24 protein-coding genes, 1 rRNA gene and 1 other annotated feature are annotated in these 24169 nt (G+C 47.1%); all 25 genes read left to right on the top strand.

What is annotated here, in order from left to right:
- Positions 1 to 95 precede the first annotated feature (95 nt).
- Positions 96 to 1325 carry an SPOR domain-containing protein gene (locus BS614_RS27355; protein ID WP_074096247.1) on the top strand — a complete coding sequence of 410 codons (1230 nt, stop codon included), beginning with the start codon at positions 96 to 98 and terminating at the stop codon, positions 1323 to 1325.
- 145 nt (positions 1326 to 1470) lie between these two features.
- Complete coding sequence (locus BS614_RS27350) at positions 1471 to 1713, top strand: DUF4321 domain-containing protein (protein WP_047841183.1); 243 nt, start codon at positions 1471 to 1473, stop codon at positions 1711 to 1713.
- 95 nt (positions 1714 to 1808) lie between these two features.
- Positions 1809 to 2420 (top strand): Maf family protein, encoded by a 612-nt coding sequence (locus tag BS614_RS27345; protein WP_074096246.1) that lies wholly within the window; start codon positions 1809 to 1811, stop codon positions 2418 to 2420.
- A 37-nt stretch (positions 2421 to 2457) separates the two neighbouring features.
- On the top strand, positions 2458 to 3147 hold the full coding sequence (gene radC / locus BS614_RS27340; RefSeq protein WP_074096245.1) for a RadC family protein: 690 nt from the start codon (positions 2458 to 2460) through the stop codon (positions 3145 to 3147).
- A 183-nt stretch (positions 3148 to 3330) separates the two neighbouring features.
- A complete protein-coding gene (locus tag BS614_RS27335; protein WP_017692612.1) occupies positions 3331 to 4365 on the top strand; it encodes a rod shape-determining protein in 1035 nt (344 codons plus the stop codon).
- A gap of 185 nt (positions 4366 to 4550) precedes the next feature.
- Positions 4551 to 5423, top strand: a complete 873-nt coding sequence (gene mreC, locus BS614_RS27330; RefSeq protein ID WP_074096244.1) for a rod shape-determining protein MreC — start codon at positions 4551 to 4553, stop codon at positions 5421 to 5423.
- Positions 5423 to 5956 (top strand): rod shape-determining protein MreD, encoded by a 534-nt coding sequence (gene mreD / locus BS614_RS27325; RefSeq protein ID WP_036673543.1) that lies wholly within the window; start codon positions 5423 to 5425, stop codon positions 5954 to 5956. The genes mreC and mreD overlap by 1 nt, the downstream gene beginning before the upstream one ends.
- A 74-nt stretch (positions 5957 to 6030) precedes the next feature.
- Positions 6031 to 6693 carry a septum site-determining protein MinC gene (gene minC / locus BS614_RS27320; RefSeq protein WP_017692615.1) on the top strand — a complete coding sequence of 221 codons (663 nt, stop codon included), beginning with the start codon at positions 6031 to 6033 and terminating at the stop codon, positions 6691 to 6693.
- Between the two features lie 3 nt (positions 6694 to 6696).
- A complete protein-coding gene (gene minD, locus BS614_RS27315) occupies positions 6697 to 7491 on the top strand; it encodes a septum site-determining protein MinD (RefSeq protein WP_017692616.1) in 795 nt (264 codons plus the stop codon).
- A gap of 149 nt (positions 7492 to 7640) precedes the next feature.
- Positions 7641 to 8489 (top strand): M23 family metallopeptidase, encoded by an 849-nt coding sequence (locus tag BS614_RS27310; RefSeq protein WP_074096243.1) that lies wholly within the window; start codon positions 7641 to 7643, stop codon positions 8487 to 8489.
- Positions 8482 to 9342: a M50 family metallopeptidase gene (locus BS614_RS27305; RefSeq protein ID WP_074096242.1), complete on the top strand. Its 861-nt coding sequence runs from the start codon at positions 8482 to 8484 to the stop codon at positions 9340 to 9342. The genes BS614_RS27310 and BS614_RS27305 overlap by 8 nt, the downstream gene beginning before the upstream one ends.
- A 106-nt stretch (positions 9343 to 9448) precedes the next feature.
- The gene (locus tag BS614_RS27300) at positions 9449 to 10705 is read left to right on the top strand and encodes an Rne/Rng family ribonuclease (protein WP_074096241.1); all 1257 of its coding nucleotides are present in this window, start codon (positions 9449 to 9451) and stop codon (positions 10703 to 10705) included.
- Between the two features lie 49 nt (positions 10706 to 10754).
- Positions 10755 to 10839, top strand: a sequence feature (ribosomal protein L21 leader region).
- Positions 10840 to 10853: 14 nt separating this feature from the next.
- Positions 10854 to 11165 (top strand): 50S ribosomal protein L21, encoded by a 312-nt coding sequence (gene rplU, locus BS614_RS27295; RefSeq protein WP_017692620.1) that lies wholly within the window; start codon positions 10854 to 10856, stop codon positions 11163 to 11165.
- A 14-nt stretch (positions 11166 to 11179) separates the two neighbouring features.
- Positions 11180 to 11509 (top strand): ribosomal-processing cysteine protease Prp, encoded by a 330-nt coding sequence (locus tag BS614_RS27290; protein WP_036605912.1) that lies wholly within the window; start codon positions 11180 to 11182, stop codon positions 11507 to 11509.
- Between the two features lie 23 nt (positions 11510 to 11532).
- Positions 11533 to 11844, top strand: a complete 312-nt coding sequence (gene rpmA / locus BS614_RS27285; RefSeq protein ID WP_017692622.1) for a 50S ribosomal protein L27 — start codon at positions 11533 to 11535, stop codon at positions 11842 to 11844.
- Between the two features lie 90 nt (positions 11845 to 11934).
- The gene (locus BS614_RS27280) at positions 11935 to 12732 is read left to right on the top strand and encodes a Spo0B domain-containing protein (RefSeq protein WP_235193928.1); all 798 of its coding nucleotides are present in this window, start codon (positions 11935 to 11937) and stop codon (positions 12730 to 12732) included.
- Positions 12733 to 12749: 17 nt separating this feature from the next.
- Complete coding sequence (gene obgE, locus BS614_RS27275; RefSeq protein ID WP_036673545.1) at positions 12750 to 14060, top strand: GTPase ObgE; 1311 nt, start codon at positions 12750 to 12752, stop codon at positions 14058 to 14060.
- Between the two features lie 229 nt (positions 14061 to 14289).
- Positions 14290 to 14727 (top strand): ACT domain-containing protein, encoded by a 438-nt coding sequence (locus BS614_RS27270; RefSeq protein WP_017692625.1) that lies wholly within the window; start codon positions 14290 to 14292, stop codon positions 14725 to 14727.
- Between the two features lie 58 nt (positions 14728 to 14785).
- Complete coding sequence (locus tag BS614_RS27265; RefSeq protein WP_017692626.1) at positions 14786 to 16072, top strand: homoserine dehydrogenase; 1287 nt, start codon at positions 14786 to 14788, stop codon at positions 16070 to 16072.
- 115 nt (positions 16073 to 16187) lie between these two features.
- The gene (thrC, locus tag BS614_RS27260) at positions 16188 to 17258 is read left to right on the top strand and encodes a threonine synthase (RefSeq protein WP_036605915.1); all 1071 of its coding nucleotides are present in this window, start codon (positions 16188 to 16190) and stop codon (positions 17256 to 17258) included.
- Positions 17255 to 18223 (top strand): homoserine kinase, encoded by a 969-nt coding sequence (thrB, locus tag BS614_RS27255; protein ID WP_074096240.1) that lies wholly within the window; start codon positions 17255 to 17257, stop codon positions 18221 to 18223. The genes thrC and thrB overlap by 4 nt, the downstream gene beginning before the upstream one ends.
- Positions 18220 to 19092, top strand: coding sequence for a prephenate dehydratase (gene pheA / locus BS614_RS27250; protein WP_074096239.1), 873 nt, complete (start codon positions 18220 to 18222; stop codon positions 19090 to 19092). Before thrB ends, pheA begins: the two co-directional genes overlap by 4 nt.
- 151 nt (positions 19093 to 19243) lie before the next feature.
- The gene (ilvE, locus tag BS614_RS27245; RefSeq protein WP_074096238.1) at positions 19244 to 20128 is read left to right on the top strand and encodes a branched-chain-amino-acid transaminase; all 885 of its coding nucleotides are present in this window, start codon (positions 19244 to 19246) and stop codon (positions 20126 to 20128) included.
- Positions 20129 to 20323: 195 nt separating this feature from the next.
- Positions 20324 to 21952 carry a LysM peptidoglycan-binding domain-containing protein gene (locus BS614_RS27240; protein WP_074096237.1) on the top strand — a complete coding sequence of 543 codons (1629 nt, stop codon included), beginning with the start codon at positions 20324 to 20326 and terminating at the stop codon, positions 21950 to 21952.
- 534 nt (positions 21953 to 22486) lie between these two features.
- Positions 22487 to 24039 (top strand): 16S ribosomal RNA (locus BS614_RS27235).
- The last annotated feature ends 130 nt before the right edge of the window (positions 24040 to 24169 follow it).

Genomic DNA, 24169 nt, shown 5'->3' with positions numbered 1-24169 from the left:
CTCCGATACGAAGCAGGCGTTTTTTGCGTTATATGGAATGTATTCTCCAGTCTCTGCATATAGCTTATATAAATGGGACAAAGGAGAGGGTACGGGTGAGCAATGCTAGAATGACGTTTCGCTTCGGGGATCATGAGTCGGACAAGCCTGAAAACAAGAGGATATCCGCGTCCAGTCCATTGGTGACGTTAAGTGAAGAATTACCGCATAATCAACCGCTAACGCCTAAGCAGATGGATACAACCCCATCATGGACGCCTGAGGATATCCCCGGAGACTGGGGAGAGACGGTGCTGACAAGCTCTACTGTACCTGAACCTGACGAGCGGGTGACTCATGATTCGAACTTGAACTTGGATGAGGCCCATTATTTTGGGAACCGTTCCGGTTACGGTTATGTTAATCACACCGATAATCCGGAGGAAGAGCGTCGTGATCTGTCCAATACCCATGATGATCAAGGCCACGACTGGCTTGCAGATTCGGAGAACTATTCCTATAAACGCAATCGCCCTCCAAGAGGCTGGAAAATGATTGGTTCTGTCACTGGGGCACTTGTTACCGGAGCACTTTTTGGTATGGTTATTCTTTCATTTTTTAATAAAGAAGGAGCCGCGAAGCCAGGCGATCTTCTGCCCGTCAATCAGGCAGTTTCTACTGTGACGGGTCAGGAGGGGACTGCAGGTACAGAACAGCAACTTCAGACAGTTACGACTGGCAGCACGTATTATGCACTTCAATACGGCGTGTTCAGTTCTCCTGAACGAGCTGAACAGGCCAAGCTTGAACTGGCTCAGGCAGGTATAGCCGCAGGTTCTGATCCTGAAGATGGCAATCGAGTATATGCAGGCATTTCGGCTGATCGTGAAGAGGCCAAGCTACTTAGCTCTAGGCTAAAAGCCCAGGGAGTTGAACTGTATGTCAAGGAGATTGTGAACCCTGAGATCAATCCGGCTATATTCGGTGGCAAACAAGAGGATGTGCAGCTTTTCTTCACAAACAGTTCTGCGCTGGTGGAACAATTATCTACCTTGTCCATTCAGCAGCTGGGACAGTCTGCTCCGGCAGCAGTCTCTTCAGAAACGATGACGGCGATTCAAAATAAGCACGAGTCATGGCTGACGGGATTGAATAGTCTTACACCTGGCCTGACCGCAGATGTACAACCTATTATTGGTGGAATGGAGAAATCAATGAACAGTGCAATTACGGCTATCGCGGAGTACAACAAAAACCCGGATGATGTACACATGTGGTCCGTGCAGTCCGATCTGATGGATTATGTACTGCAGCAGAAAAAATGGCTTGAAGCGATAAAGCAATAACATGCTCTTTCCCATAACAACGCTTGGAAATACCCATCCGGCAAGGAACTGGAAATAGTTCCCCTTGCCGGATTTGTGTTTGTATTGACGTACAAAACCCCGTATAATAATGTGGGTGTCAAAAAATGGCGAGGGAAGATTACCGATGAAAAAAAACTTCGGCATGTTATTGCTGTTTCTGCTGCTCGGCTGGATGGCCGGAGCGTGGATCGCCAAGGCACTGCAGCCTGTAAAGGCAGTAGCCTTTCTTACGAAAGCCACGACCATACGTTGGTCGCCACAGGCTGATCTGGATATTATCAGTTATGATATTTCACTTCAATTTCAAATGAGCCTTCTGAGTCTGATCGGTATGATTGCCGCTGTGTGGCTTTATCGCAGACTGTAGGAGAATGACGAGTTATGACGAAAAAAAATTAAACCAGTGACATCTATTATCGTGATCCGGACAGGATGTTGCCGTGGCATAAGGAGCCGTTCATTTTGGATAACACACAACAGCGCCCTATTATTCTGGCCTCCACATCGCCTCGGCGCAAAGAACTGATCGCATCACTCCACCTAGCGTTTGATGTAATACCAAGTCATGCCAATGAAGATACACCACCAGAGTGGACACCTGAACAGACGGTACAGGAACTTGCTTTGCGCAAGGCGCTTGCCGTGTTTCGCGGGCTTGAAGGCCGCGAGCAGGAAGCCATTATTGTTGGTAGTGACACCGTTGTTGTTCTGGATGGTGAGATTCTAGGCAAACCCTTAGACGAGGCGGATGCTGAACGTATGTTATCCCGGCTGCAGGGCCGCGTACATCGGGTGTTTACGGGCGTCGCTTGTATTGATGCGGGCAATGGACAGTCGTTAGTTCATTACCGCCAGACCGATGTAACGATGAAAGAGCTGTCGGATGCGACCATCCGTGCTTATGTGCAGACAGGTGAGCCTTCAGATAAGGCAGGATCATATGCCATTCAGGGCATTGGTGCTTCACTGATCGACCGCATTGAAGGATGTTATTTTAATGTGGTTGGCTTGCCGCTATCTTTGTTAAGTGATATGTTGGACGGGTTCGGCGTACATGTGTTGCCACGAACATGAATGAAGCCAAATGTTGTGAAATGAAAAGAGGGAACATATGGAGTCGCCTCAATACATGATGCGCGACATCCCCCAGGAAGAACGCCCGAGAGAACGCATGATGGAATACGGGGCGGGCGCCTTAAGCCATGCTGAATTGCTGGCAATTTTACTTCGAACAGGCACAAGACAGGAATCCGCGGTGCATATGGCACAACGGATTCTGGCCGAAGCGGGTGGCATTCGCTCGTTGATGGATTTGAGTCTGGAAGAATTGACCACGATGAAAGGGATCGGCAATGCCAAGGCTGTGCAATTGAAAGCTGGCATTGAGCTGGGTCATCGGATTGCCAAAAGCAGACTCACACAGTCGACTTCAATTCGTACACCGCGTGATGCAGCTGATATCCTGATGGAACAATTGCGTTACTTGCAAAAAGAACATTTTGTGTGTCTCTTTCTGAATAGCAAAAATCATATTATTGCCCAGGAAACACTCTCCATGGGCAGCCTTAACGCTTCGATTGTACATCCACGTGAAGTGTTCCGGGCTGCCATCAAATGCAGCAGCGCATCGATTGTGTGCGCACACAACCATCCGAGTGGTGATCCTACGCCCAGTCCGGAGGATATCCAAATAACCAAGAGACTGATTGAAGCAGGCGCTATTGTTGGCATTGACGTGCTTGATCATATTATTATCGGAGATGGAACGTACGTAAGTTTGAAGGAGAAGGGCTTAGTATAATATAATGGTTGGCGTTGATGTTTTCCTATGAATGTTAACGGCGTTGTCCGTAAAAGATAGGTTCACTTTACAAATGCAAAAAAACAAATGCGAATATTAGCTCCACGTATTGCGTGGGAATAAAATTATTACGCTCTGGATCAGAATGGGGCGGCTATATGAGGCAGAAAAGGAGATTATGTTATGTTTGGTGGTTTTACGAAAGATTTGGGTATTGACTTGGGGACAGCAAATACGTTGGTTTATGTACGAGGAAAAGGAATTGTGGTGCGAGAACCTTCGGTTGTCGCTATACGGACAGATACAAATAGCATCGAGGCAGTAGGTGAAGCCGCCAAAAAAATGATTGGACGTACACCAGGTAACATTCGTGCCATTCGTCCAATGAAAGATGGCGTTATTGCCGATTTCGATACAACGGCAACGATGATCAAATATTTCATCCGTGAGGCGCAAAAACAACGCTCTATGTTCCAGCGTCATCCAAACGTGATGGTATGTGTACCATCCGGGATCACGGCAGTAGAACAACGTGCGGTTGAAGATGCAACCAAACAGGCTGGGGCACGTGAAGCCTATACGATTGAAGAGCCTTTTGCTGCTGCAATCGGTGCAGATCTGCCTGTATGGGAACCAACGGGTAGTATGGTTGTCGATATTGGTGGAGGTACAACGGAAGTGGCTGTTATCTCTCTTGGTGGTATTGTAACGAGCCGTTCGGTTCGTGTAGCAGGTGACGAGATGGATGAATCCGTTATCCAGTACATCAAGCGCCAATACAATCTCATGATCGGTGAGCGTACATCGGAGCAATTGAAGATGGACATCGGATCAGCTATGCCATTGGAACAAGTAGAAACGATGGAAATTCGTGGACGTGACCTTGTAACAGGTCTGCCGAAGACAATTACGATTACTTCGGACGAGATCAGTGAAGCGCTGGCTGATACCGTGAATGCAATTGTTGAAGCTGTAAAAGTAACACTGGAAAAATGCCCGCCTGAACTTGCAGCCGATATCATGGATCGGGGTATCGTTCTTACAGGTGGTGGGGCGTTGCTTCGCAACCTGGACAAGCTTCTTGCTGGTGAGACAGGAATGCCTGTCATTGTGGCTGAGAACCCGCTGGATTGTGTAGCAATCGGAACAGGTAAAGCGCTAGAGAATATTCATTTGTTCAAAAGCAGAAGCAGTTCGGCAGTTCGTTCCAAACGTTAATTGGTATTTGCCTAACTTGGCATAGCGACCAAGTGGCAAGATATCTTTATAGAGGACCCGGTTAACCCCGGGGATGAGCTATTACCCGCTTAACAGGGGAGGATCGGCTGATATTCTCGCAGGGACTACAGGTCTGACAGTCTCCCCGCCGGGCATGGCTCGGAAGAGAATATGGATGTTAGAGGGTGTTCGAACTGTTTAAACTGCTAGGCAACAAAAGACTTTTTGTTTTGCTGGTGGGCCTTGTTACATTTATCGCGTTAATGGGCTTTACGCTCAGTCCGCGAACCACTCTATCCTGGCCGGAGAAATTCCTGAAGGATTCAGTTGGATTTGTACAATACGTATTTTACAAGCCCGCTTCCTATGTAGCGGGCTTTTTCAAAGATGTAGCGAACATGCGTACGGTATATGATGAGAATGAAGAGCTTCGCATCGCAATGGGTCACTATACCCGGGATCGGCTGAAGTACAATGATATGGAGCAAGTGAATGAGCAACTTCAGAAAGCGCTCAATTTCACAGAAGAACAGAAGAATCGCTATAATTACGGTTCACGAATTGCTCAGGTTATCAGTGCCAATTCGGATCCAAATAGCAGAACCATTAACATTGATATCGGTGAAAATGCGGGAATCAAGCCGGGGATGGCCGTTACCTCCCAGGAAGGGCTGGTCGGCGTGATCAGTCATGTCAGCTCATATACATCAACGGTTAATCTGTTAACGTCCATGGACGCCAATGATCCGACATCCAATGCCATTGCAGCAACGGCGGTAGGTAAAGAGAAAGTGTTTGGTATGATTGAGAGCTACGATCCGAAGACGGGCATGCTCAAGATGACCAAAATCTCAGAGGATTCAAACATCCAAGAGGGTGATGAAATCATCTCATCCGGAATCATCAATAACTTTCCGAAATACATGCGGATTGGTGAAGTGAAGAGTGTCGAGAAAAGTGAGTATGGTTTAACAAAAACAGCTACAATTGATCCATATGCTAGCTTCCTTGATTGGAAAGAGCTGATTGTCATTATCCCGCCTGAGGTAAAAGAATAATGGTAACACGTAAGCAAGTTTTGTTCCTGTTACTATTCCTTTTGTTCATTGCGGAAGGCACAATTTTGCCACTGCTCATCCCTTCTGGCTGGCAGATGCGTATTTCTGCCAATCTGGTCTATATCGTAATTTTGTTTATCGCTGTATATCATCATCGTCACACGGCACTAGTACTCGGTATATTTTTTGGACTATTGCATGACGTTGTATTCTACGGCGAGATGATTGGACCTTATGGATTCTCGATGGGATTATCGGCATATATGATGGGACTCATTTTTCAAGCACCGCGTGCACCACTGCCGGTTATGGTATCGGTTGTCATTTTGGGAAGTCTGCTTAATGACACCATGCTATTTTTCCTGTACAAGCTCTTCCAACTTAACCACGTGACCTTTGACTGGGCGTTGATTGAATACATGATTCCTAATTTGTTCATTCATTTTGTGTTTGCCTTGATCATTTATGTCCCGCTTCGGAAACAACTGGAGCGGATCGGCAAGAGACGGAGCAAGACAGAAGAAGCTTCCTAAATACATTTATGGAGCGCAAAGCAGGAACTTGGGGCCCCGGGCACGAAATGTAATGAGATGGGAGGGACAGGCTTATGACGGTAAAATCGAATCACGTAACGATTAAAGGCATCCGAGACGGCCTGGTTTTCCTGTTGGACGATCAATGTGAATTCGAGGAATTGCTCTATGAGCTCCGCTATAAGCTGGAACACAGCCATCAAAATATTTTGACCGGACCGATTGTTCATGTGGATATCAAGTTGGGTGCCCGCGAAGTGACAGAGGACCAGAAAGAAGCAATCCTCGATATATTGAAACAAAAAGGGAATTTGCTTATTCGATCCATCGACTCACCTGCACTCCAACCGGAGGTTAAAGGACCACCGCCGATTGTAACCATGTGTGGTATGGTGCGTTCAGGTCAGGTGCTTCATCATGAAGGAAATCTCCTGTTTCTTGGGGATATCAATCCGGGGGGCACAGTGACGTGTACCGGAGATATATATGTGTTGGGTTCACTCAGAGGTATGGCTCATGCCGGAATTGGCGGGGACGAGGAAGCGATTATTGCCGCTTCGGTATTTGCACCGACGCAGCTACGGATTGCGGATATCATCAGTCGTCCTCCCGATGAATGGGAGAGCCGAGAGACCGGAATGGAATTTGCTTACTTACAGGACAATCAGATGCAGATAGACAAAATGAGCAATATCGTTCGGTTACGCCGAGATTTTAATGTGTTTAAAGGAGTGTAGCTCATGGGAGAGGCGATCGTGATCACTTCGGGTAAAGGCGGCGTGGGTAAAACAACCACCTCGGCAAACATCGGGACAGCGCTGGCGCTGCTCGGCAAAAAGGTTTGTCTGGTAGATACCGATATCGGCCTTCGTAATTTGGATGTCGTGATGGGACTCGAAAACCGTATTATTTACGATCTGTGCGACGTTGCAGACGGCCGCTGCCGTCTGAATCAGGCTTTGGTCAAAGACAAGCGTTTCGAAGAATTATATATGTTGCCTGCGGCGCAGACGAGAGACAAAAACTCAGTGTCGCCAGAACAGGTCAAGGATATTATCCTTGAATTAAAAAAAGATTTTGAATACGTCATTATTGATTGCCCAGCCGGTATAGAGCAGGGTTTCAAAAATGCGGTAGCAGGAGCAGACCAAGCCATCGTAGTCACTACACCGGAAAATGCTGCAGTACGTGATGCGGATCGTGTCATCGGCCTGCTGGAGAGTTCGCACATTCAATCACCAAAGCTGGTGGTGAATCGAATTCGCAATAATATGGTTAAATCGGGTGACATGTTAGATATCGATGGTATTTTACAAGTACTTAATATTGACCTGATTGGCATCGTGCCTGATGATGAACTGGTCATCAAAGCGGCCAATTCAGGAGAACCTACGGTCATGAATCCGGATTCACTTGCGGCAATTGCGTATCGCAACATTGCACGACGCATTCTGGGAGATACGGTCCCATTGATGCAGCTGGAGCAGAAAAAGGGAGCTTTTACTCGTTTCAAAAAGTTCTTGGGAATGGGTTAACTCATTTAAATGGACTTATTCATTATCTGATTACATGACAGCCGTGGCTTATAGCCCGGCTTTTTTTGTTACCTGCGGGCAGGCTTGTTCATATTATCAACCACCTCTTCATAGGATGTAGTAAACAAGCCTCGGCGGGAGGACATTCCATGAACACGAAACTCAGAATCAAGCAGAGACGAGAAGAACGCATTCGGCGACTGATGGATGGTGCCACTGTGGAGGTCTTACAGGAGCAGAAATTAGGTTCACTGTTGGACAAGAATGAGATCATACACCCAAAACCATTTACGCCTAGTGAGGGGATACAGGAAAGAGATCCGGAATGGTTGTGGAAAAAAGAGAATGGTCATTTCGTTCCAGGGGGGCATTCGAGATTTAACCTGTTCAAGTCACTTTTCAAACGGACGGTTATTAGCGCTTTGATATTTGGCGGAGTATGGGGTCTATTTCAGTTGGATACATCGTGGACGACATCACCCAAAACAGTAATTGCGGATGCACTCCATCGGGATATGGATTTTGCCTCAGCAGCGGCTTGGTATGAACGGCATTTTGGAGGAACGCCTTCGTTTCTTCCGGTCCTCGGACATACGACGGATGCCGTGAACGGATTGAAAGTAAGGCAGTTACTGGGCAAACCGATCTCAGGCACAGTGGTTCAGCCATTCGCGCTGAGCATGAAGGGAATTGAGATCGTTCCGGATGCCGCAGGTGCAGAACTTATACAGGTCGCAAGTTCTGATGCTGGGCGTGTCATGGAGGTTATCGGAGATGCAGCAAGTGGATTCACAGTTGTCATCCAACATACAGGCAATGTCACGGCAATATATGGTCGGCTGAACGAAAGTGAAGTGAGCGTGAATGATTGGGTGGAGGCGGGGAATCCAGTGGGGAGTCTAAAGGCTACGGGTGGTGAACAACCGGCCACGCTCTATTTTGCAGTCAAAGAGGGGGAGGAGTACGTAGACCCGGCGGAAGTTGTTGCCCTTGATTAGGGTGTGGGGAGTCCGTATTACGTTTCATCCGTTTTTTGTAATTATTATGATGGCCTCCCTTCTGACTGGACATTTTATTGAACTTATTACGTTGTTTGCCATCGTATTCATTCATGAATGTGGACATGCTGCGGCGGCGGCACTTCTGGGCTATCGTGTCTTGTCGATCCAGATGCTTCCTTTTGGAGGAGTAGCGGTTATCGAAGATGGAGGTACGATCACGGCCTACCGGGAAATCATAATTGCTCTGGCTGGTCCATTACAAAACATCCTGATGGTTGGCGTGGTTATGCTGTTGCAGTATGGCAATCTGGGCGATCCGGTATTTCTCAACTATATCATTCAGGGGAATCTGCTCATTGCCCTATTTAATCTGCTGCCTGTACTTCCTCTGGACGGAGGTAAAATTGTTCAGGCACTTGTCAGTCTGTGGGCACCCTACTATACAACATTAATGTGGACTTACAGAATTAGCATTCTGTGTAGCGTAGGGGTTATTTTATATGCTATCAGCCGATGGTTTACTGGAGACTACGGCCTACCGCTCAACATTCTGTTAATCGGCCTTTTTTTGTTCTATTCCAACGTAACGGATTACCGAAATGTACCCTATCGCTTTATTCGTTTTCTTATGAATCGAGAGGGTGCGTTCGCTCGTCACGCGGCTACTGGCAGTTTGGCGCAGCCAATAATCTCATTTCCGGCGAAACCTTTGGACACTATTTTGCGTCTATTAAAGAGAGAAAGATACCATATGGTATACGTGATGAACAGACAGGGTCGAATTATGGCCGTCTTGCCTGAGCAACGGATTATCGGTTCCTATTTTCAACAAAATGGTGATCAATTGTAGTGTTCTGGTGGACCTGTTCTGAAATGGGTTAATATATGTACAATGAGAATTGAAAAGATACTGAAATGGATGTGGATGATTTGAATTGTCTTCTAGAGGTGAAGCCATGAAACAAATGATAGTACATAATGAACATAACCTCATGCAAATGGCGCTTCTGGAAGAAGGCAAAGCTGTGGAATTTACGGCAGAGCGTACACGCGATCGTGGACTGCTGGGTTCCTTTTTCAAGGGACGGGTCGTGAATGTGTTACCAGGTATGCAAGCTGCTTTTGTGGATATTGGTCAGAAAAAGAATGCGTTCCTCTATGTGGACGATGTGTTGCATCCCCATCTGGAGAAGCAGCCCAAGGTGAAGCCTTCCATCTCGGAGTTGCTTCGTCCGGGTCAGGAAGTCATTGTTCAGGTTCTGAAAGAACCGGTAGGAGGCAAGGGAGCCCGGGTGACGACTCATTATTCACTCCCGGGCCGTTGGCTTGTCTACATGCCTGTTGCTGACTATGTAGCGGTATCCAAGAAAATTGCCCGTGAAGGGGATCGTTCCCGTCTTAAGGCACTTGGGGAGCAACTGAGGCGGGATGAAGAAGGACTTATTATTCGAACCGTATCTGGAGAAGAGCAGCATGAAGCCATTAAGTCGGACTTGGAAACATTACGTGCGCAGTGGTATCTGATTCGTGAAAAAGCGGACAGTTTGCCTTCACCAAGCCTCTTGCATCGGGATCATAGCATGGTACAGCGAATCATCAGAGATGTGTATACGCCAGGGAGTGACGAAGTCATCACTGATAGTGAAGGACAAGCCCGTGAGGTAAAAGCATTGCTCGAAGAAATTAGTCCTGGTCATCAACCCAAAGTACAGGTGTACCGGGGAACAGAATCCATCTTTGCTGCCTATGGTGTGCAGGAACAGTTGAATAAGGATTTTGCCCGGAAAGTGTGGTTGCCCGGAGGCGGATACATTGTCATTGATCATACCGAAGCTCTGACTGTAGTGGATGTGAACACAGGCAAATATACGGGAGCTGGCGGTGACAGTCTGGAAGAGACCGTGACAGAGACCAACATACAGGCAGCAGTGGAGATTGCCCGTCTGATGCGCCTGCGAGATATCGGTGGCATGATTATTGTCGACTTCATTGATATGGAGGAAGCCTCGAATCGGCATGACGTCGCAGCAACGTTGGAGGGCGAGCTCAAGAAGGATCGGACCAAAGCGTTTGTAATGGGGTGGACCAAGCTGGGTTTGCTCGAACTTACCCGTAAGAAAGTGCGGGAAGAAAGTACGTTACCCTATGTGGAGCCGTGTTCTTCCTGCCATGGTACGGGAAAAAGATATATTTCACCTTGCATTGATTTTTGATATATTGCGTGATATAATCTTCAAGTATGTGTTTAGCCTAATGGTCTTGCACATGCTGTAACCGCACTGGCCGGGTATAAGAACAGTTCCGCAAGGACACTGTCACCTGAGAACGGGCGAGTCTGAGACATGAGGAGGTGCAAGGCAAATGTACGCAATTATTGAAACAGGCGGCAAACAGTACAAAGTCCAAGAGGGCGATGTTCTGTTCATCGAGAAATTGACTGCGAACGATGGCGAAAGCGTAACGTTCGACCGTGTCCTGGCTGTATCTAACGATCAAGGTTTGACAGCAGGTACACCATTGATTTCTGGAGCTACTGTAACGGCTAAAGTGGAGAAACATGGCAAAGGACAAAAGGTTATCGTATACAAATACAAACCTAAAAAGAACTACCATGTGAAGCAAGGTCACCGTCAACCGTACACTAAAGTAACTATCGAAACAATCAAAGCGTAAAGAAGGTGCGATAAGTGATTATCGTTCAAATCTTTCGTGATGAGGACGGGAACATCGAACGTTTTTCCATTGAAGGGCATGCTAATTTTGCCAAGCGGGGAGAAGACATCGTATGTGCCGGGGTATCCGCTGTTACAGTGGGTACGGTGAACTCGATTGAAACATTGACCGGTGTCGAAATGGATGCCAAGATGAAGAATGGCTTTTTAAGTGGTTCTTTACCTTTGTTAGAGAGAGGGGAAACTTGGTCCCAGGTACAATTGTTACTCGAATCCATGGTGGTTATGCTCTCTAATATTGCAGAGTCATACGGGAAGTATATTAAAATACAGCAATTCAAATAAGCAAAGAAGGAGGACAACCAATCATGTTGAAATTAAATCTTCAGTTATTCGCATCGAAAAAAGGTGTAGGTTCCACGAAGAACGGACGTGACAGTAATGCTCAACGTCTGGGTGTTAAACGTGCTGATGGTCAAACTGTAACTGGTGGTAGTATTCTCGTTCGCCAACGCGGAACGAAAATTCACCCAGGAACTAACGTTGGCATCGGTAAAGATGACACTTTGTTCGCGAAAATCGACGGCGTTGTAAAATTCGAACGTTGGGGACGCGATCGCAAAAAAGTAAGCATCTACCCTGTTAATGTTGCTCCTGTAGCAGCTGCAGTAGAAGCGTAATATCGGCATTCCGCCTAAGGAGCCTTCGGCATTTTTGCCGAAGGTTTTTTGTATTCAACGGTTATTCGATAATGAACTGGCAGAAAAGACATGTTATACTTGGTTACGGTGGGTGTAGACCAACCGAGTTTTGTAGAACGGGGAGAAGCCATGAAATCTTGGAAAAGAGTGCCGTGGATTGCGGCATGTTCACTTCTGATTCCTTTGGTTTTCGTTATGTTGTATCCGGCGATGATCTCAAGCGTCGTGTGCGCATTGTGGTCCGTCGCAGTATTGCTCATTTCTGTGAATGCGATGAAGAAACAGGCGGAGGCGGAACGCAGAGCCATCATACAATCCATGGAAAAAACAGCAATTGCTTCATTAAATCATCATCGACACGACTGGATGAACGACCTTCAGGTGTTATATGGATATCTTCGGCTGGGCAAACTTGATAAATCCTTGCAATGTGTGGAAAGAATAAAAGAGCGGGTTACAGAAGAAAGCCGAATCTCCAGATTAGGTATTCCTTCCCTCGTATTTTATCTTCAGTCTTTTCGCGCCAGTGGAATTGCGCTGGACTTGCATGTGGAAATAGAAGATGAGTTGCAGCTTAGTGCTCTGGTCTCTCCCGAGGATGGCGAGTCACTTACCGGGGCGATTGCTGATGCAATCAGGGCCTATCAATATGGCGGCGGCCGGTCTTCTTGGGGAGAGGTTCGCAAACTGACCTTAAACTTCGGACAGGATCATGGAGATGTGGTTGTCCGACTGGACGGGGATCAAACACCCGATCCGGAAACACTGCGGCAGCTTACTGCCGTACTCAAAGGAAAAAAAGTCAGAACGGAGCAGTTTCCGTCTGAGGATACGTTTATACAATTCAGAATGCCGTGTGGAATATAGGAAGAAGGGGTTAACCAATGTTTGTAGATAAAGCGAAGATTTATGTAAAAGCCGGAGACGGAGGGGACGGAATTATTTCGTTCCGTCGTGAGAAGTATGTACCAAACGGCGGACCTGCCGGGGGCGATGGAGGCAGAGGAGCTGACATCATTTTCCGCGTGGATGAAGGTTTGCGTACGTTGATGGATTTTCGTTACCAGCGTCACTTTAAGGCCCCACGTGGTGAGAAGGGACGTAATAAAAGTCAGCATGGTGCAAACGCGGAGAACATGATTGTGCGCATTCCACCAGGAACTATCATCTTGGATGAAGACAGTGGAGAAGTACTGGCGGATATGACACGTCACGGTCAACAGGTTGTTATTGCACGTGGTGGACGGGGCGGACGGGGTAACATCCGATTTGCTACACCGAACAATCCTGCACCTGAACTTGCTGAGAACGGTGAAGAAGGACAAGAGCGTTACATTGTACTCGAACTGAAAGTTATGGCAGATGTTGGTCTGGTTGGTTTCCCGAGTGTCGGGAAATCCACATTGCTTTCTGTCGTTTCGTCAGCCAAGCCAAAGATCGGGGCATACCATTTCACAACCATTACACCGAATCTGGGTGTAGTCGGTGTAGGAGAAGGCCGAAGCTTTGTCATGGCTGATCTGCCTGGACTGATTGAAGGTGCGCATGAAGGTGTCGGACTGGGACATGAGTTCCTGCGTCATGTCGAGCGTACTCGTATTATTGTTCATGTCGTAGATATGTCGGGTTCGGAAGGACGCGATCCTTTTGAAGACTGGCAGAAAATCAATGACGAATTGAAGTTGTACAATCCGCTTCTCGCCGAGAGAACGCAAGTTGTAGCAGCTAACAAGATGGATATGCCAGACTCTGAAGCGAATCTGGAGCAATTTTTACAGCAAGTTCGTGAAGTGCAACCTGATATTGAAGTGATGCCAATTTCATCCTTGACTCGTAAAGGGATTCAAGAACTTCTGTATCGCGCAGCTGATCTGCTGGATCAGGCTCCAGACGAGCGAGTGGTTGAAGAGGTAGCAGATGTATCTGAACGTAAAGTATATAGTCTGGACAAAAAAGAAGACGATGGTTTCAAAATTGTGCGTGAGAATGAAATGTTCGTTGTCGAAAGTGCCAAGATTGACCGCATGATGAAACGGATGCAACTGAACTCGCACGAGGCTATACTGAAACTCGCACGTACACTGCGTTATATGGGTGTGGATGCTGAGTTGCGTAAGCGCGGAGCTGTAGAAGGCACCATCGTTCGTATTGGAGACTTTGAATTCGAATTCGTGGAAGGTAGCAGTTACTACTAAGTAGCCGTCTTCCGTGGAGAGACAGATTGATATAGGAACGCAGAGAAGTGGGAAGTTGACCCGCAACTCTGCGTTTTTTTTGTTTTTTCCTGACATGGGAGAGGGATAAACTTGTATACTGTGAGGAACGTATTTCAAAAAATAGGCGTGTCATGTATTGCCCTTTTGTCATAGATCCTATATAATGTCCACTATATGAATACATGAGTCTTTGAGGAGAGGACGTTCTGTGAACGAACGCTATTACTTAGTACGGGAAGATATTTTACCAGAGGCAGTGGTGAAGACCATGCAGGTAAAAGAACTACTGGCTTCTGGTGATGTTAAAACAGTGCATGAGGCGGTTGAACAGGTCGGATTAAGCCGGAGTGCCTTTTACAAGTACAAAGATGGAATTCATCTGATCAACCAGCTTGAGCGCGAGAGAATTGTAACGATCTCCATTGATCTGGAGCATCAGTCGGGTATCTTGTCTCGTGTGCTTGGACATGTAGCTGGTTATGGAGCTAATGTACTCACGATTAATCAGAGTATACCGCTTCAGGGAAGAGCCAATGTTGTCATTTCGGTGGAAACAACACATCTTCATGGCGAAATCGGTGAAATGCTGGATCGAATGCAAGATATGCCTGGAGTAAGACGCACGCGTATTGTAGGCCAAGGGTAATTAGGCTTTAACATACAGGACTGACAGACAAGAATAGACATTAGGGGGTAGATCGTTAGTGAAACCAGTAAAAGTCGGATTGTTGGGTCTGGGAACTGTCGGAACGGGAGTCGTTCGCATTGTGGAAGGGAATCAGGAGGATCTGAGCAGTCAGGTTGGATCGCCGATTGTCATCGAGAAGATCGCAGTGAAAAATACAGAGAAAGAACGTGTTATTGCTGTAGACCGTGCCAAGCTTACGGAAGATCCTTGGGAAGTCATTCGTCATCCGGATATTGATGTCATCGTTGAAGTCATGGGCGGCATTGACCAGACGAAGGAGTATATTCTTGAAGCATTGGAACGTGGGAAACATATCGTAACTGCAAACAAAGATCTCATGGCACTGCATGGTACAGAGATTTTGGCGAAGGCACAGGAAAAACAATGTGACGTGTTCTATGAGGCGAGTGTTGCTGGAGGGATTCCGATCATTCGTACGCTGATTGAAGGTTTCTCTTCTGATCGGATTACCCGCATTATGGGGATTGTGAACGGAACAACGAACTTTATTCTGACCAAAATGAGTCAGGAAGGTGCATCCTATGAAGAAGTACTGGCTGAAGCACAGGCTCTGGGATATGCCGAATCGGATCCAACTTCCGATGTGGAGGGACTTGACGCAGCTCGCAAAATGGCGATCTTGAGTACACTCGGTTTCCGTACCAATGTGGAGTTGAAGGATGTAACCGTTAAAGGAATATCCTCCGTAACTCGTGAAGACATTATGTATGCCAAAAGACTGGGCTATGAGATGAAGTTACTTGGTATTGCGGACCGTATTGGCGATGAGATCACGATCAGCGTTCAGCCGACAATGGTTAGACAGAATCACCCGATTGCTTCAGTCAACGGTGTGTTCAACGCAGTATATGTACACGGTGAAGCTGTAGGGGAGACGATGTTCTACGGTGCTGGTGCGGGAGAACTCCCAACGGCAACTTCGGTTGTAGCTGACATTGTGGCGGTTACCAAAAACCTTAAACTTGGCGTGAACGGTCTCAAAGCCATTGTGCCTTATAAGATTAAGCGACTACAAAGCGACGAGCAGATCGTGTCGAAAAACTTTATTTTACTACACGTAGACGACAAAGCCGGTGTATTGGCACAAATCACACAAATTTTCGCAGAATATGATGTCAGTCTGGCGTCGGTTGTTCAACAGCCGAATGAGCACAACCCGGATGCCGAGATCATTATCGTTACACATAATGCAAGTAAGGCAAGCATGGATAAAGTGTTAAAACATTTTGAATCACTCAGCGTCATTCGCCGCATTAAGAGTGTCTACCGGGTCGAAGGATAATTGTCCTTATCCCATACGGCATCTCAATTATTTCAGTTATAACGTACAAGTTAATCATATCCGGTTCAACAGGTCATCATTTCAGATTATTAAAACATAAAGGAGTTTACCCACAATGAGATATCAAGGACTTTTGCAAACGTACAGAGAGCACCTTCCAGTTAATGAAAATACACCCCTGCTTACACTTCAGGAAGGAAATACACCGTTGATTCATGCAGAGAATCTGTCTGAGGAACTCGGTTTGAATGTTTATTTCAAGTATGAAGGTTTGAACCCTACGGGATCTTTCAAAGACCGCGGTATGGTTATGGCTGTTGCCAAAGCTATGGAAGAGGGCAGCCGTACGATCATGTGTGCATCCACAGGTAATACGTCAGCAGCTGCAGCGGCCTACGCCGCACGTGGTGGCCTTAATTGTATCGTACTGATCCCGAATAATAACATTGCACTGGGTAAACTGGCCCAAGCCATGATCTATGGAGCTAAGGTGATCGCGATTAATGGTAACTTTGACCGTGCACTGGAGATTGTGCGTGAGATCACAGCCAAACATCCGATCACGCTTGTAAACTCTGTGAATCCGTTCCGGATTGAAGGACAGAAGACAGCAGCGTTTGAAGTAATTGAACAACTTGGCGAAGCGCCTGACGTTCTGGCTATTCCAGTCGGTAATGCGGGTAATATCTCGGCTTATTGGAAAGGCTTCAAAGAATATAAAGAGGCAGGCAAGTCCAACACGCTTCCACGTATGGTTGGTTTCGAAGCAGAAGGTGCGATGGCCATTGTCAAAGGTGAGCCGATCCTTGAACCTGAAACAGTAGCAACAGCAATTCGAATCGGTAATCCGGCGAGCTGGAAAACGGCAGTAGCTGCAGCTGAGGAATCTGGTGGACAGATCAACTATGTAACGGATGAACAAATCCTGACAGCGTATCGTACACTTGCTTCTCGGGAAGGGATTTTTGCTGAACCTGCTTCTGCGGCTTCCCTTGCCGGTGTATACAAACTGAAGAGTGAAGGGTACTTTAAAGGCGGAGAGACTGTAGTTTGTGTACTGACAGGTAATGGCCTGAAAGATCCTAATATTGCGATCAAAACAGTAGCGACTGAGCCACTTGTTGTTGAAGATACGGAAGAAGCAGTAATGGCGGCTATTGCACAACTGGAGCAGCAATCTGTATGAGTTTGCGTGAAAAGGTAACCGTAAAAATACCTGCAAGCACAGCCAATCTCGGTCCGGGGTTTGATACCCTGGGAATGGCATTGTCTTTGTATGCCTGGTTGGAAATGAAACCTGCCGAGCAGACGTCATTTCATCTTCACGGCAATCATTTGACAGGTCTGCCAACAGATAAATCGAATTTGATTTACGAAGTGGCACAGATGGTATTCAATGAAGCTGGGGTATCCATCCCTGAATTGGAGATTTCCATGTATTCCGATATTCCGCTTACGCGGGGACTCGGGAGCAGTGCATCAGCCATCGTTGGTGCATTGGCAGCAGCGAATGCATTAATTGGTGCTCCTTTATCCGATGCGAAGCTTCTGGATATGGCCACATCCCTCGAGAAGCATCCTGATAATGTGGGAGCATCTCTGTATGGCGGTATTATTACGGCTGCATGGAATGGTCAACAGGTAGATCATATACGTATTGAACCACACCAGGATTTGCAGGCTTTGGTTATTGTACCTGAATTCCAGCTGTCTACTTCAAAAGCAAGGAATGTAATTCCAGAGCAATTTGGCATGTCTGATGTGGTGCATAACATTAGCAGATCCTCACTGCTCGTTGCCGCTTTGGCGAGTGGACGACTGGATATGATTCAGAAGGCGATGTCAGATCGAATTCACCAACCATATCGGGCATCATTGGTGCCAGGCATGGCTGAGATATTAGAACATGCTGTTGATCATGGAGCGTTGGGAGCTGCCCTGAGCGGAGCTGGCCCGACCGTATTGACTTTGGTAGATCGTCATGACACCCGGAAAGCGGGATTGGAACAATATTTGCTGGACACTATGGAGCGGGAGGGCATATCTGCTTCTGCACTGTGGCTCGATCCGGATTTGGACGGTGTAACCGTGCTGCCTGATCAAGACGAACGTCCTTTTCTGGACAGAATCAAAGGGGAAGTTAATGCATGAAACGAATTGCAGTATTACCTGAAGGCTCAGTCTCTCATGAGGCAATTGATTTCCTTTTCAACGGGGAACCATTAGATTTGCTTCATTCCAAGCTGATTTCGGATGTGTTTAGAGCAACGGATAGCGGGAATGCACAATACAGTGTCATTCCGATTGAAAATACCATTGAGGGTTCCGTTAGTCTTCATATGGACTGGCTTGTAAATGAAGTGGATATTCCAATGCAAGCGGAGTGGGTATACCCATCCATCCAGAATGTGATTGGACATGGCTCGGAATTTAAGACAGAGAGTGGCGAGTATGACTTTGGTAGAATTACCAAGATTATGTCTCACCCTGTGGCTATTCCGCAGTGTCAGAATTTTATTCGGCTGCATTCACCCGGGGCGGATCTTGAAGGTGTGAACAGTACAGCCGAAGCTGTAGAAATTGTGAAAAAAAATCCAGGTAAGGGCTGGGTGGCGATCGGTACAAAGCTTGCTGCTCAGAAGCATGGCTTGGACATTATGGCTGAACGGGTTACAGATCATGACAACAACTACACCCGTTTTGTGCTCATTGGCCATGAACCTGTGAACATTCCACGTGAACCCGATCATGTAAAAACCAGCTTGCTGGTGACGTTGCCAGAAGATGCACCGGGTGCATTGCATCAGGTATTGTCGGCTTTTGCATGGCGGAAGCTGAACTTGACCCGTCTCGAATCTCGTCCAACGAAGAAACGATTGGGCAGTTACTATTTTTACATTGATGTTGTGGAAACGGTCGATTCGGTATTGCTTACCGCAGCCATGGCAGAGATTGAAGCATTGAATTGTCAGGTGCGTGTTCTGGGTAGCTATCCTTGTTATACATATCCTTCGAGGTAATCGACCTTTATGCTGGTTGTGATTGTTAGAAGGTTGTCATAATTCTGGGTAGAGTGAACAAGTAAGGGCTTGTCATTTTGGTGTACAATGGACGGGTTAATAAACGTTTCGGAGTACAGTGAATGGATATTTTATGGAGGTGCAGTCATCGGTGGCAGAACAATGGATCTATTTGGATGGTCAGTATGTGACCAAAGAGAACGCAACCGTTTCGGTATATGATCATGGATTTTTGTATGGAGACGGGATTTTCGAAGGTATTCGGATCTATAACGGAAATATTTTCAGATGTAAGGCCCACTTGGATCGTTTGTATGATTCGGCAAAATCCATTAGTTTGAACATTCCGCTGTCCATTGATGAGATGCTGGAAGTCATGGCTGAAACGGTGCGCCGCAATGATATGCGTAATGGTTATATTCGTCTTATTGTATCGCGTGGCCCTGGTAATCTGGGGTTGGACCCGTTACGTTGCCCTAAGGCATCCGTAATCATCATCGTGGAGCAATTAGCGATCTATCCGGAGGAAGCTTATCTTACTGGATTGAAAGCAGTTTCTGTATCCCAACGCCGGAACATTCCGGACGCATTGAATCCGAAAATTAAATCGTTAAACTATCTGAATAACATCCTGGTTAAAATCCAGTCTAACTATTCAGGTGCTGGTGAAGCAATTATGCTGAACTCCCAAGGTTACGTAACTGAGGGTTCAAGTGACAACATTTTCATCATCAAAAATGGTGTAGTGTACACGCCGCCTTGTTATCTCGGAGCACTTGAAGGGATTACACGTCAAGCGATTATTGATCTATGTGGCGAACTGGAGCTTGAATTAAAAGAAGTGCCATTCACCCTGCATGATGTGTATATCGCAGACGAAGTCTTTTTCACCGGGACAGCTGCAGAAGTTATCGCTACATATGAAGTCGATGGAAGAACAATTGGCACGGGGGTAGCAGGTCCGGTAACGCTGAGACTGCTGGAAGCATTCCGTCAGATTGTTGACAAAGATGGATATAAAGTGTGGGAATCTTAAGTTAGAATTGCATAACATAGGGAACAGGAATCCTCCTTGTCCGATAAAATTCTGCATACCTGGTGTATGGGGATTTTGGAGACAGGAGGATTTTTTTTGTTTAGTTGATGTCATTAGCCCGGTTTCTGCATAGGATGTAGTAACGGTATGGGCGAATGTACTGCCCAAGTATGACGTCTAGGAGGTTAGTTCCCTGTGAAAATACACATGGTGAAAAAAGGCGACACATTATATCTGCTGTCCCAAAAATACAATGTAGCGCTGGACAAATTGATCGCGGCTAATCCGCAAATCACAAATCCCGACAAGCTGGATATTGGCATGAAGGTCAAAATCCCTGCAGAGCCAGTAACACCGAAACCGGAGGGCGTGCTTCACAGTCATAAGGTACAGCAAGGAGATTCGTTATGGAAGTTGGCACAAGCCTGGGGAGTTCCTTTAAAAGACATGGTCAATGCCAATCCACAGTTGAAAAATCCGAACGCTCTGTTGGTGGGGGAGACAGTTTATATTCCATCTATGCACGCACAAGGAAACAGCACATCTAATTCGGGTGCCGGTAACATTGCTGCTCATGAAAAGTTGTCACCTGAGGGTAAGGAATACACGGGAGTCAAAGAACCGGAACCACCGACTCCAGTAGCGCCAACTCCCCCTGCTCCGGTAGCAGAGGTTCCTGTTCCTGTCCCGGTGCCTGCTCCACCACCAGCCAATACGGAGAAGCCGAATGTGAAGCCTGAACTGGAGGTACTGCCGCAGTTACCGGAGCTTCCTGAAGTGAAACCCGAAAAGGAAACGCATAAAAAAGAAGAGGTTAAACCCGAAGTTTATGTAAAACCGGTAGCAGAATCCAAGAAATACACAATGCCTAATCTTTCGCCTGAAATTATGCCTTTGCCTGTAATGCCTAACACAAAGTCTCCAACTGAGGTTGCACCAGCAACGAAAAAGCCTTGTGGTTGTGGTAATAAGTTGCATCATGCGCCAGCCGAGCAGCCTTATGTTCAAATCCCGGTTCCTGTACAAGAGGTGTACGGTGCTCAGCAAGACATGTACACGGCAGGAGCGAGTAACAATGCGTCGTTTCCAGGGATTCCGGAAGTTAGTCCCTATGGTGGCAGTGATCTGCCTAACAGTCCGTGGACTGGCGCGGAGCAGGGTTATAACCACAATAACGTTATGCCGAATCTGTCCGTAGAAATGCAAAACAACTCATTTCCGATTGCGCCAGCTGGCGAAGTGAATAGTCCATTCCCAACGTATGCAGCACCTAGTCATATGAATCATCAGCCGCCTTTCATATCTCCATACTCAATGCTTCCGTACCCTCCATGCGGATGTGGCTCACATACACATATGCCTCAGTATACTTATCCTTCTCATAGTTATCAGGATCCGGCTTGGAATATGTACGGTCCTTCGTACGGTATGCCGCCTGAAATGTCCACATCAACGATGCCAAACCAGCCTATTGAGTATGCTTATCAGAATCCGTACCCTACTCAGAACATGGTCCCGCCGTCCCCGCTTGGAGCATTTGGTGAAATGTATCCTCATCAAGAGCAAGGCAAGGGTGGTAAAAAAGGGGGGCGTGAAGACGCTAACTTAAGTCAGGTAGCAATTGAAGAGGTTGGATCAGATTCGGATGGGAAGTCCAAACAAGCAGGGAATAAGCCGGCAGCTGCAAAACGCAGAACAAGCAAGGCTCCTCTGAAGAATAAATCCAAGGTATCCGTGTCCGGGAAAACATCCAGAGAGGGTGCAGCTACTTCCAACCAACGGAAATCCGATAAAAAGCGTCGTAATCCATGGATACAAAACTAACCTGGGGATTGTGATTGAACAATAAGTGAGGTACCTGTTATATAAGCGGGAAGCCAGCTCTGTAATAGAGAGCTGGCTTCCCGCTTACCTGAGTAAACATTGAGTTGCACATAACGGCTCAGGAAATAATAGAAAGCATTTTATTAAGAAGTTATTGAAAACCTTTTCATAAATGTGTTAAAATATTTGTACCCTATGAGCGTAACCTAATATGATAGGACAAGATAGGGAACGGATATGATAGCTTTAGCTAATGCAAAACTACTAAAGAAAAGAAATGAAAAAAACTGTTGCATTACATTCAGCCGTATGATATATTATTTAAGTCGCCGCTGAAACACAGTGCTGACACGGGAAACACAAGAGATGATGAAACAAGTTTGATCTTTGAAAACTGAACAACGAGTGAGTAAACATTCTGCTTGCAGAATGAACGCGAAAGTTGAGACAAGCCTTGGCTTGAATCGGCTGGAGCACAAATGAGATTTTTAATCTCGTCAGATTCAAAATGAGCTTATCGCTCTTTTCAATACTTTATTGGAGAGTTTGATCCTGGCTCAGGACGAACGCTGGCGGCATGCCTAATACATGCAAGTCGAGCGGACTTGAAGAGAAGCTTGCTTCTCGGATGGTTAGCGGCGGACGGGTGAGTAACACGTAGGCAACCTGCCCTCAAGTTTGGGACAACTACCGGAAACGGTAGCTAATACCGAATAATTGTTTTCTTCGCCTGAAGAAAACTGGAAAGACGGAGCAATCTGTCACTTGGGGATGGGCCTGCGGCGCATTAGCTAGTTGGTGAGGTAACGGCTCACCAAGGCGACGATGCGTAGCCGACCTGAGAGGGTGATCGGCCACACTGGGACTGAGACACGGCCCAGACTCCTACGGGAGGCAGCAGTAGGGAATCTTCCGCAATGGGCGAAAGCCTGACGGAGCAATGCCGCGTGAGTGATGAAGGTTTTCGGATCGTAAAGCTCTGTTGCCAGGGAAGAACGCTTGGGAGAGTAACTGCTCTCAAGGTGACGGTACCTGAGAAGAAAGCCCCGGCTAACTACGTGCCAGCAGCCGCGGTAATACGTAGGGGGCAAGCGTTGTCCGGAATTATTGGGCGTAAAGCGCGCGCAGGCGGTCATTTAAGTCTGGTGTTTAATCCCGGGGCTCAACCCCGGATCGCACTGGAAACTGGGTGACTTGAGTGCAGAAGAGGAGAGTGGAATTCCACGTGTAGCGGTGAAATGCGTAGATATGTGGAGGAACACCAGTGGCGAAGGCGACTCTCTGGGCTGTAACTGACGCTGAGGCGCGAAAGCGTGGGGAGCAAACAGGATTAGATACCCTGGTAGTCCACGCCGTAAACGATGAGTGCTAGGTGTTAGGGGTTTCGATACCCTTGGTGCCGAAGTTAACACATTAAGCACTCCGCCTGGGGAGTACGGTCGCAAGACTGAAACTCAAAGGAATTGACGGGGACCCGCACAAGCAGTGGAGTATGTGGTTTAATTCGAAGCAACGCGAAGAACCTTACCAGGTCTTGACATCAGCATGACCGGGCTAGAGATAGTCCTTTCCTTCGGGACATGCTAGACAGGTGGTGCATGGTTGTCGTCAGCTCGTGTCGTGAGATGTTGGGTTAAGTCCCGCAACGAGCGCAACCCTTATATTTAGTTGCCAGCACTTCGGGTGGGCACTCTAGATAGACTGCCGGTGACAAACCGGAGGAAGGTGGGGATGACGTCAAATCATCATGCCCCTTATGACCTGGGCTACACACGTACTACAATGGCCGGTACAACGGGCTGCGAAATCGCGAGATGGAGCCAATCCCAACAAAGCCGGTCTCAGTTCGGATTGCAGGCTGCAACTCGCCTGCATGAAGTCGGAATTGCTAGTAATCGCGGATCAGCATGCCGCGGTGAATACGTTCCCGGGTCTTGTACACACCGCCCGTCACACCACGAGAGTTTATAACACCCGAAGTCGGTGGGGTAACCGCAAGGAGCCAGCCGCCGAAGGTGGGATAGATGATTGGGGTGAAGTCGTAACAAGGTAGCCGTATCGGAAGGTGCGGCTGGATCACCTCCTTTCTATGGAGAATCGTTTCCTGCAACGGAAACATTCAAAACCGCAGCTTAGCTGCAACACTCACTCGTTGTTCGGTTTTGAGAGCTCAAACTCTCAAACAGCTTGCTTTTGCATGGAGCTTGTTCTTTGAAA

The organism is Paenibacillus xylanexedens, assembly GCF_001908275.1.
GTDB lineage: Bacteria > Bacillota > Bacilli > Paenibacillales > Paenibacillaceae > Paenibacillus > Paenibacillus xylanexedens_A.
Note: the sequence above shows the minus strand (reverse complement) of the source record. Positions and strands in the feature narration are given on the sequence as shown.

Coding starts and splice junctions, on each gene's coding strand:
- BS614_RS27350 (WP_047841183.1), top strand. CDS start 1,471: ATGAAAAAAAACTTCGGCATGTTATTGCTGTTTCTGCTGCTCGGCTGG.
- radC (WP_074096245.1), top strand. CDS start 2,458: ATGGAGTCGCCTCAATACATGATGCGCGACATCCCCCAGGAAGAACGC.
- pheA (WP_074096239.1), top strand. CDS start 18,220: ATGAAACGAATTGCAGTATTACCTGAAGGCTCAGTCTCTCATGAGGCA.
- thrB (WP_074096240.1), top strand. CDS start 17,255: ATGAGTTTGCGTGAAAAGGTAACCGTAAAAATACCTGCAAGCACAGCC.
- rplU (WP_017692620.1), top strand. CDS start 10,854: ATGTACGCAATTATTGAAACAGGCGGCAAACAGTACAAAGTCCAAGAG.
- obgE (WP_036673545.1), top strand. CDS start 12,750: ATGTTTGTAGATAAAGCGAAGATTTATGTAAAAGCCGGAGACGGAGGG.
- minC (WP_017692615.1), top strand. CDS start 6,031: ATGACGGTAAAATCGAATCACGTAACGATTAAAGGCATCCGAGACGGC.
- minD (WP_017692616.1), top strand. CDS start 6,697: ATGGGAGAGGCGATCGTGATCACTTCGGGTAAAGGCGGCGTGGGTAAA.
- rpmA (WP_017692622.1), top strand. CDS start 11,533: ATGTTGAAATTAAATCTTCAGTTATTCGCATCGAAAAAAGGTGTAGGT.
- BS614_RS27300 (WP_074096241.1), top strand. CDS start 9,449: ATGAAACAAATGATAGTACATAATGAACATAACCTCATGCAAATGGCG.
- thrC (WP_036605915.1), top strand. CDS start 16,188: ATGAGATATCAAGGACTTTTGCAAACGTACAGAGAGCACCTTCCAGTT.
- mreD (WP_036673543.1), top strand. CDS start 5,423: ATGGTAACACGTAAGCAAGTTTTGTTCCTGTTACTATTCCTTTTGTTC.
- BS614_RS27335 (WP_017692612.1), top strand. CDS start 3,331: ATGTTTGGTGGTTTTACGAAAGATTTGGGTATTGACTTGGGGACAGCA.
- BS614_RS27280 (WP_235193928.1), top strand. CDS start 11,935: ATGTTATACTTGGTTACGGTGGGTGTAGACCAACCGAGTTTTGTAGAA.
- BS614_RS27310 (WP_074096243.1), top strand. CDS start 7,641: ATGAACACGAAACTCAGAATCAAGCAGAGACGAGAAGAACGCATTCGG.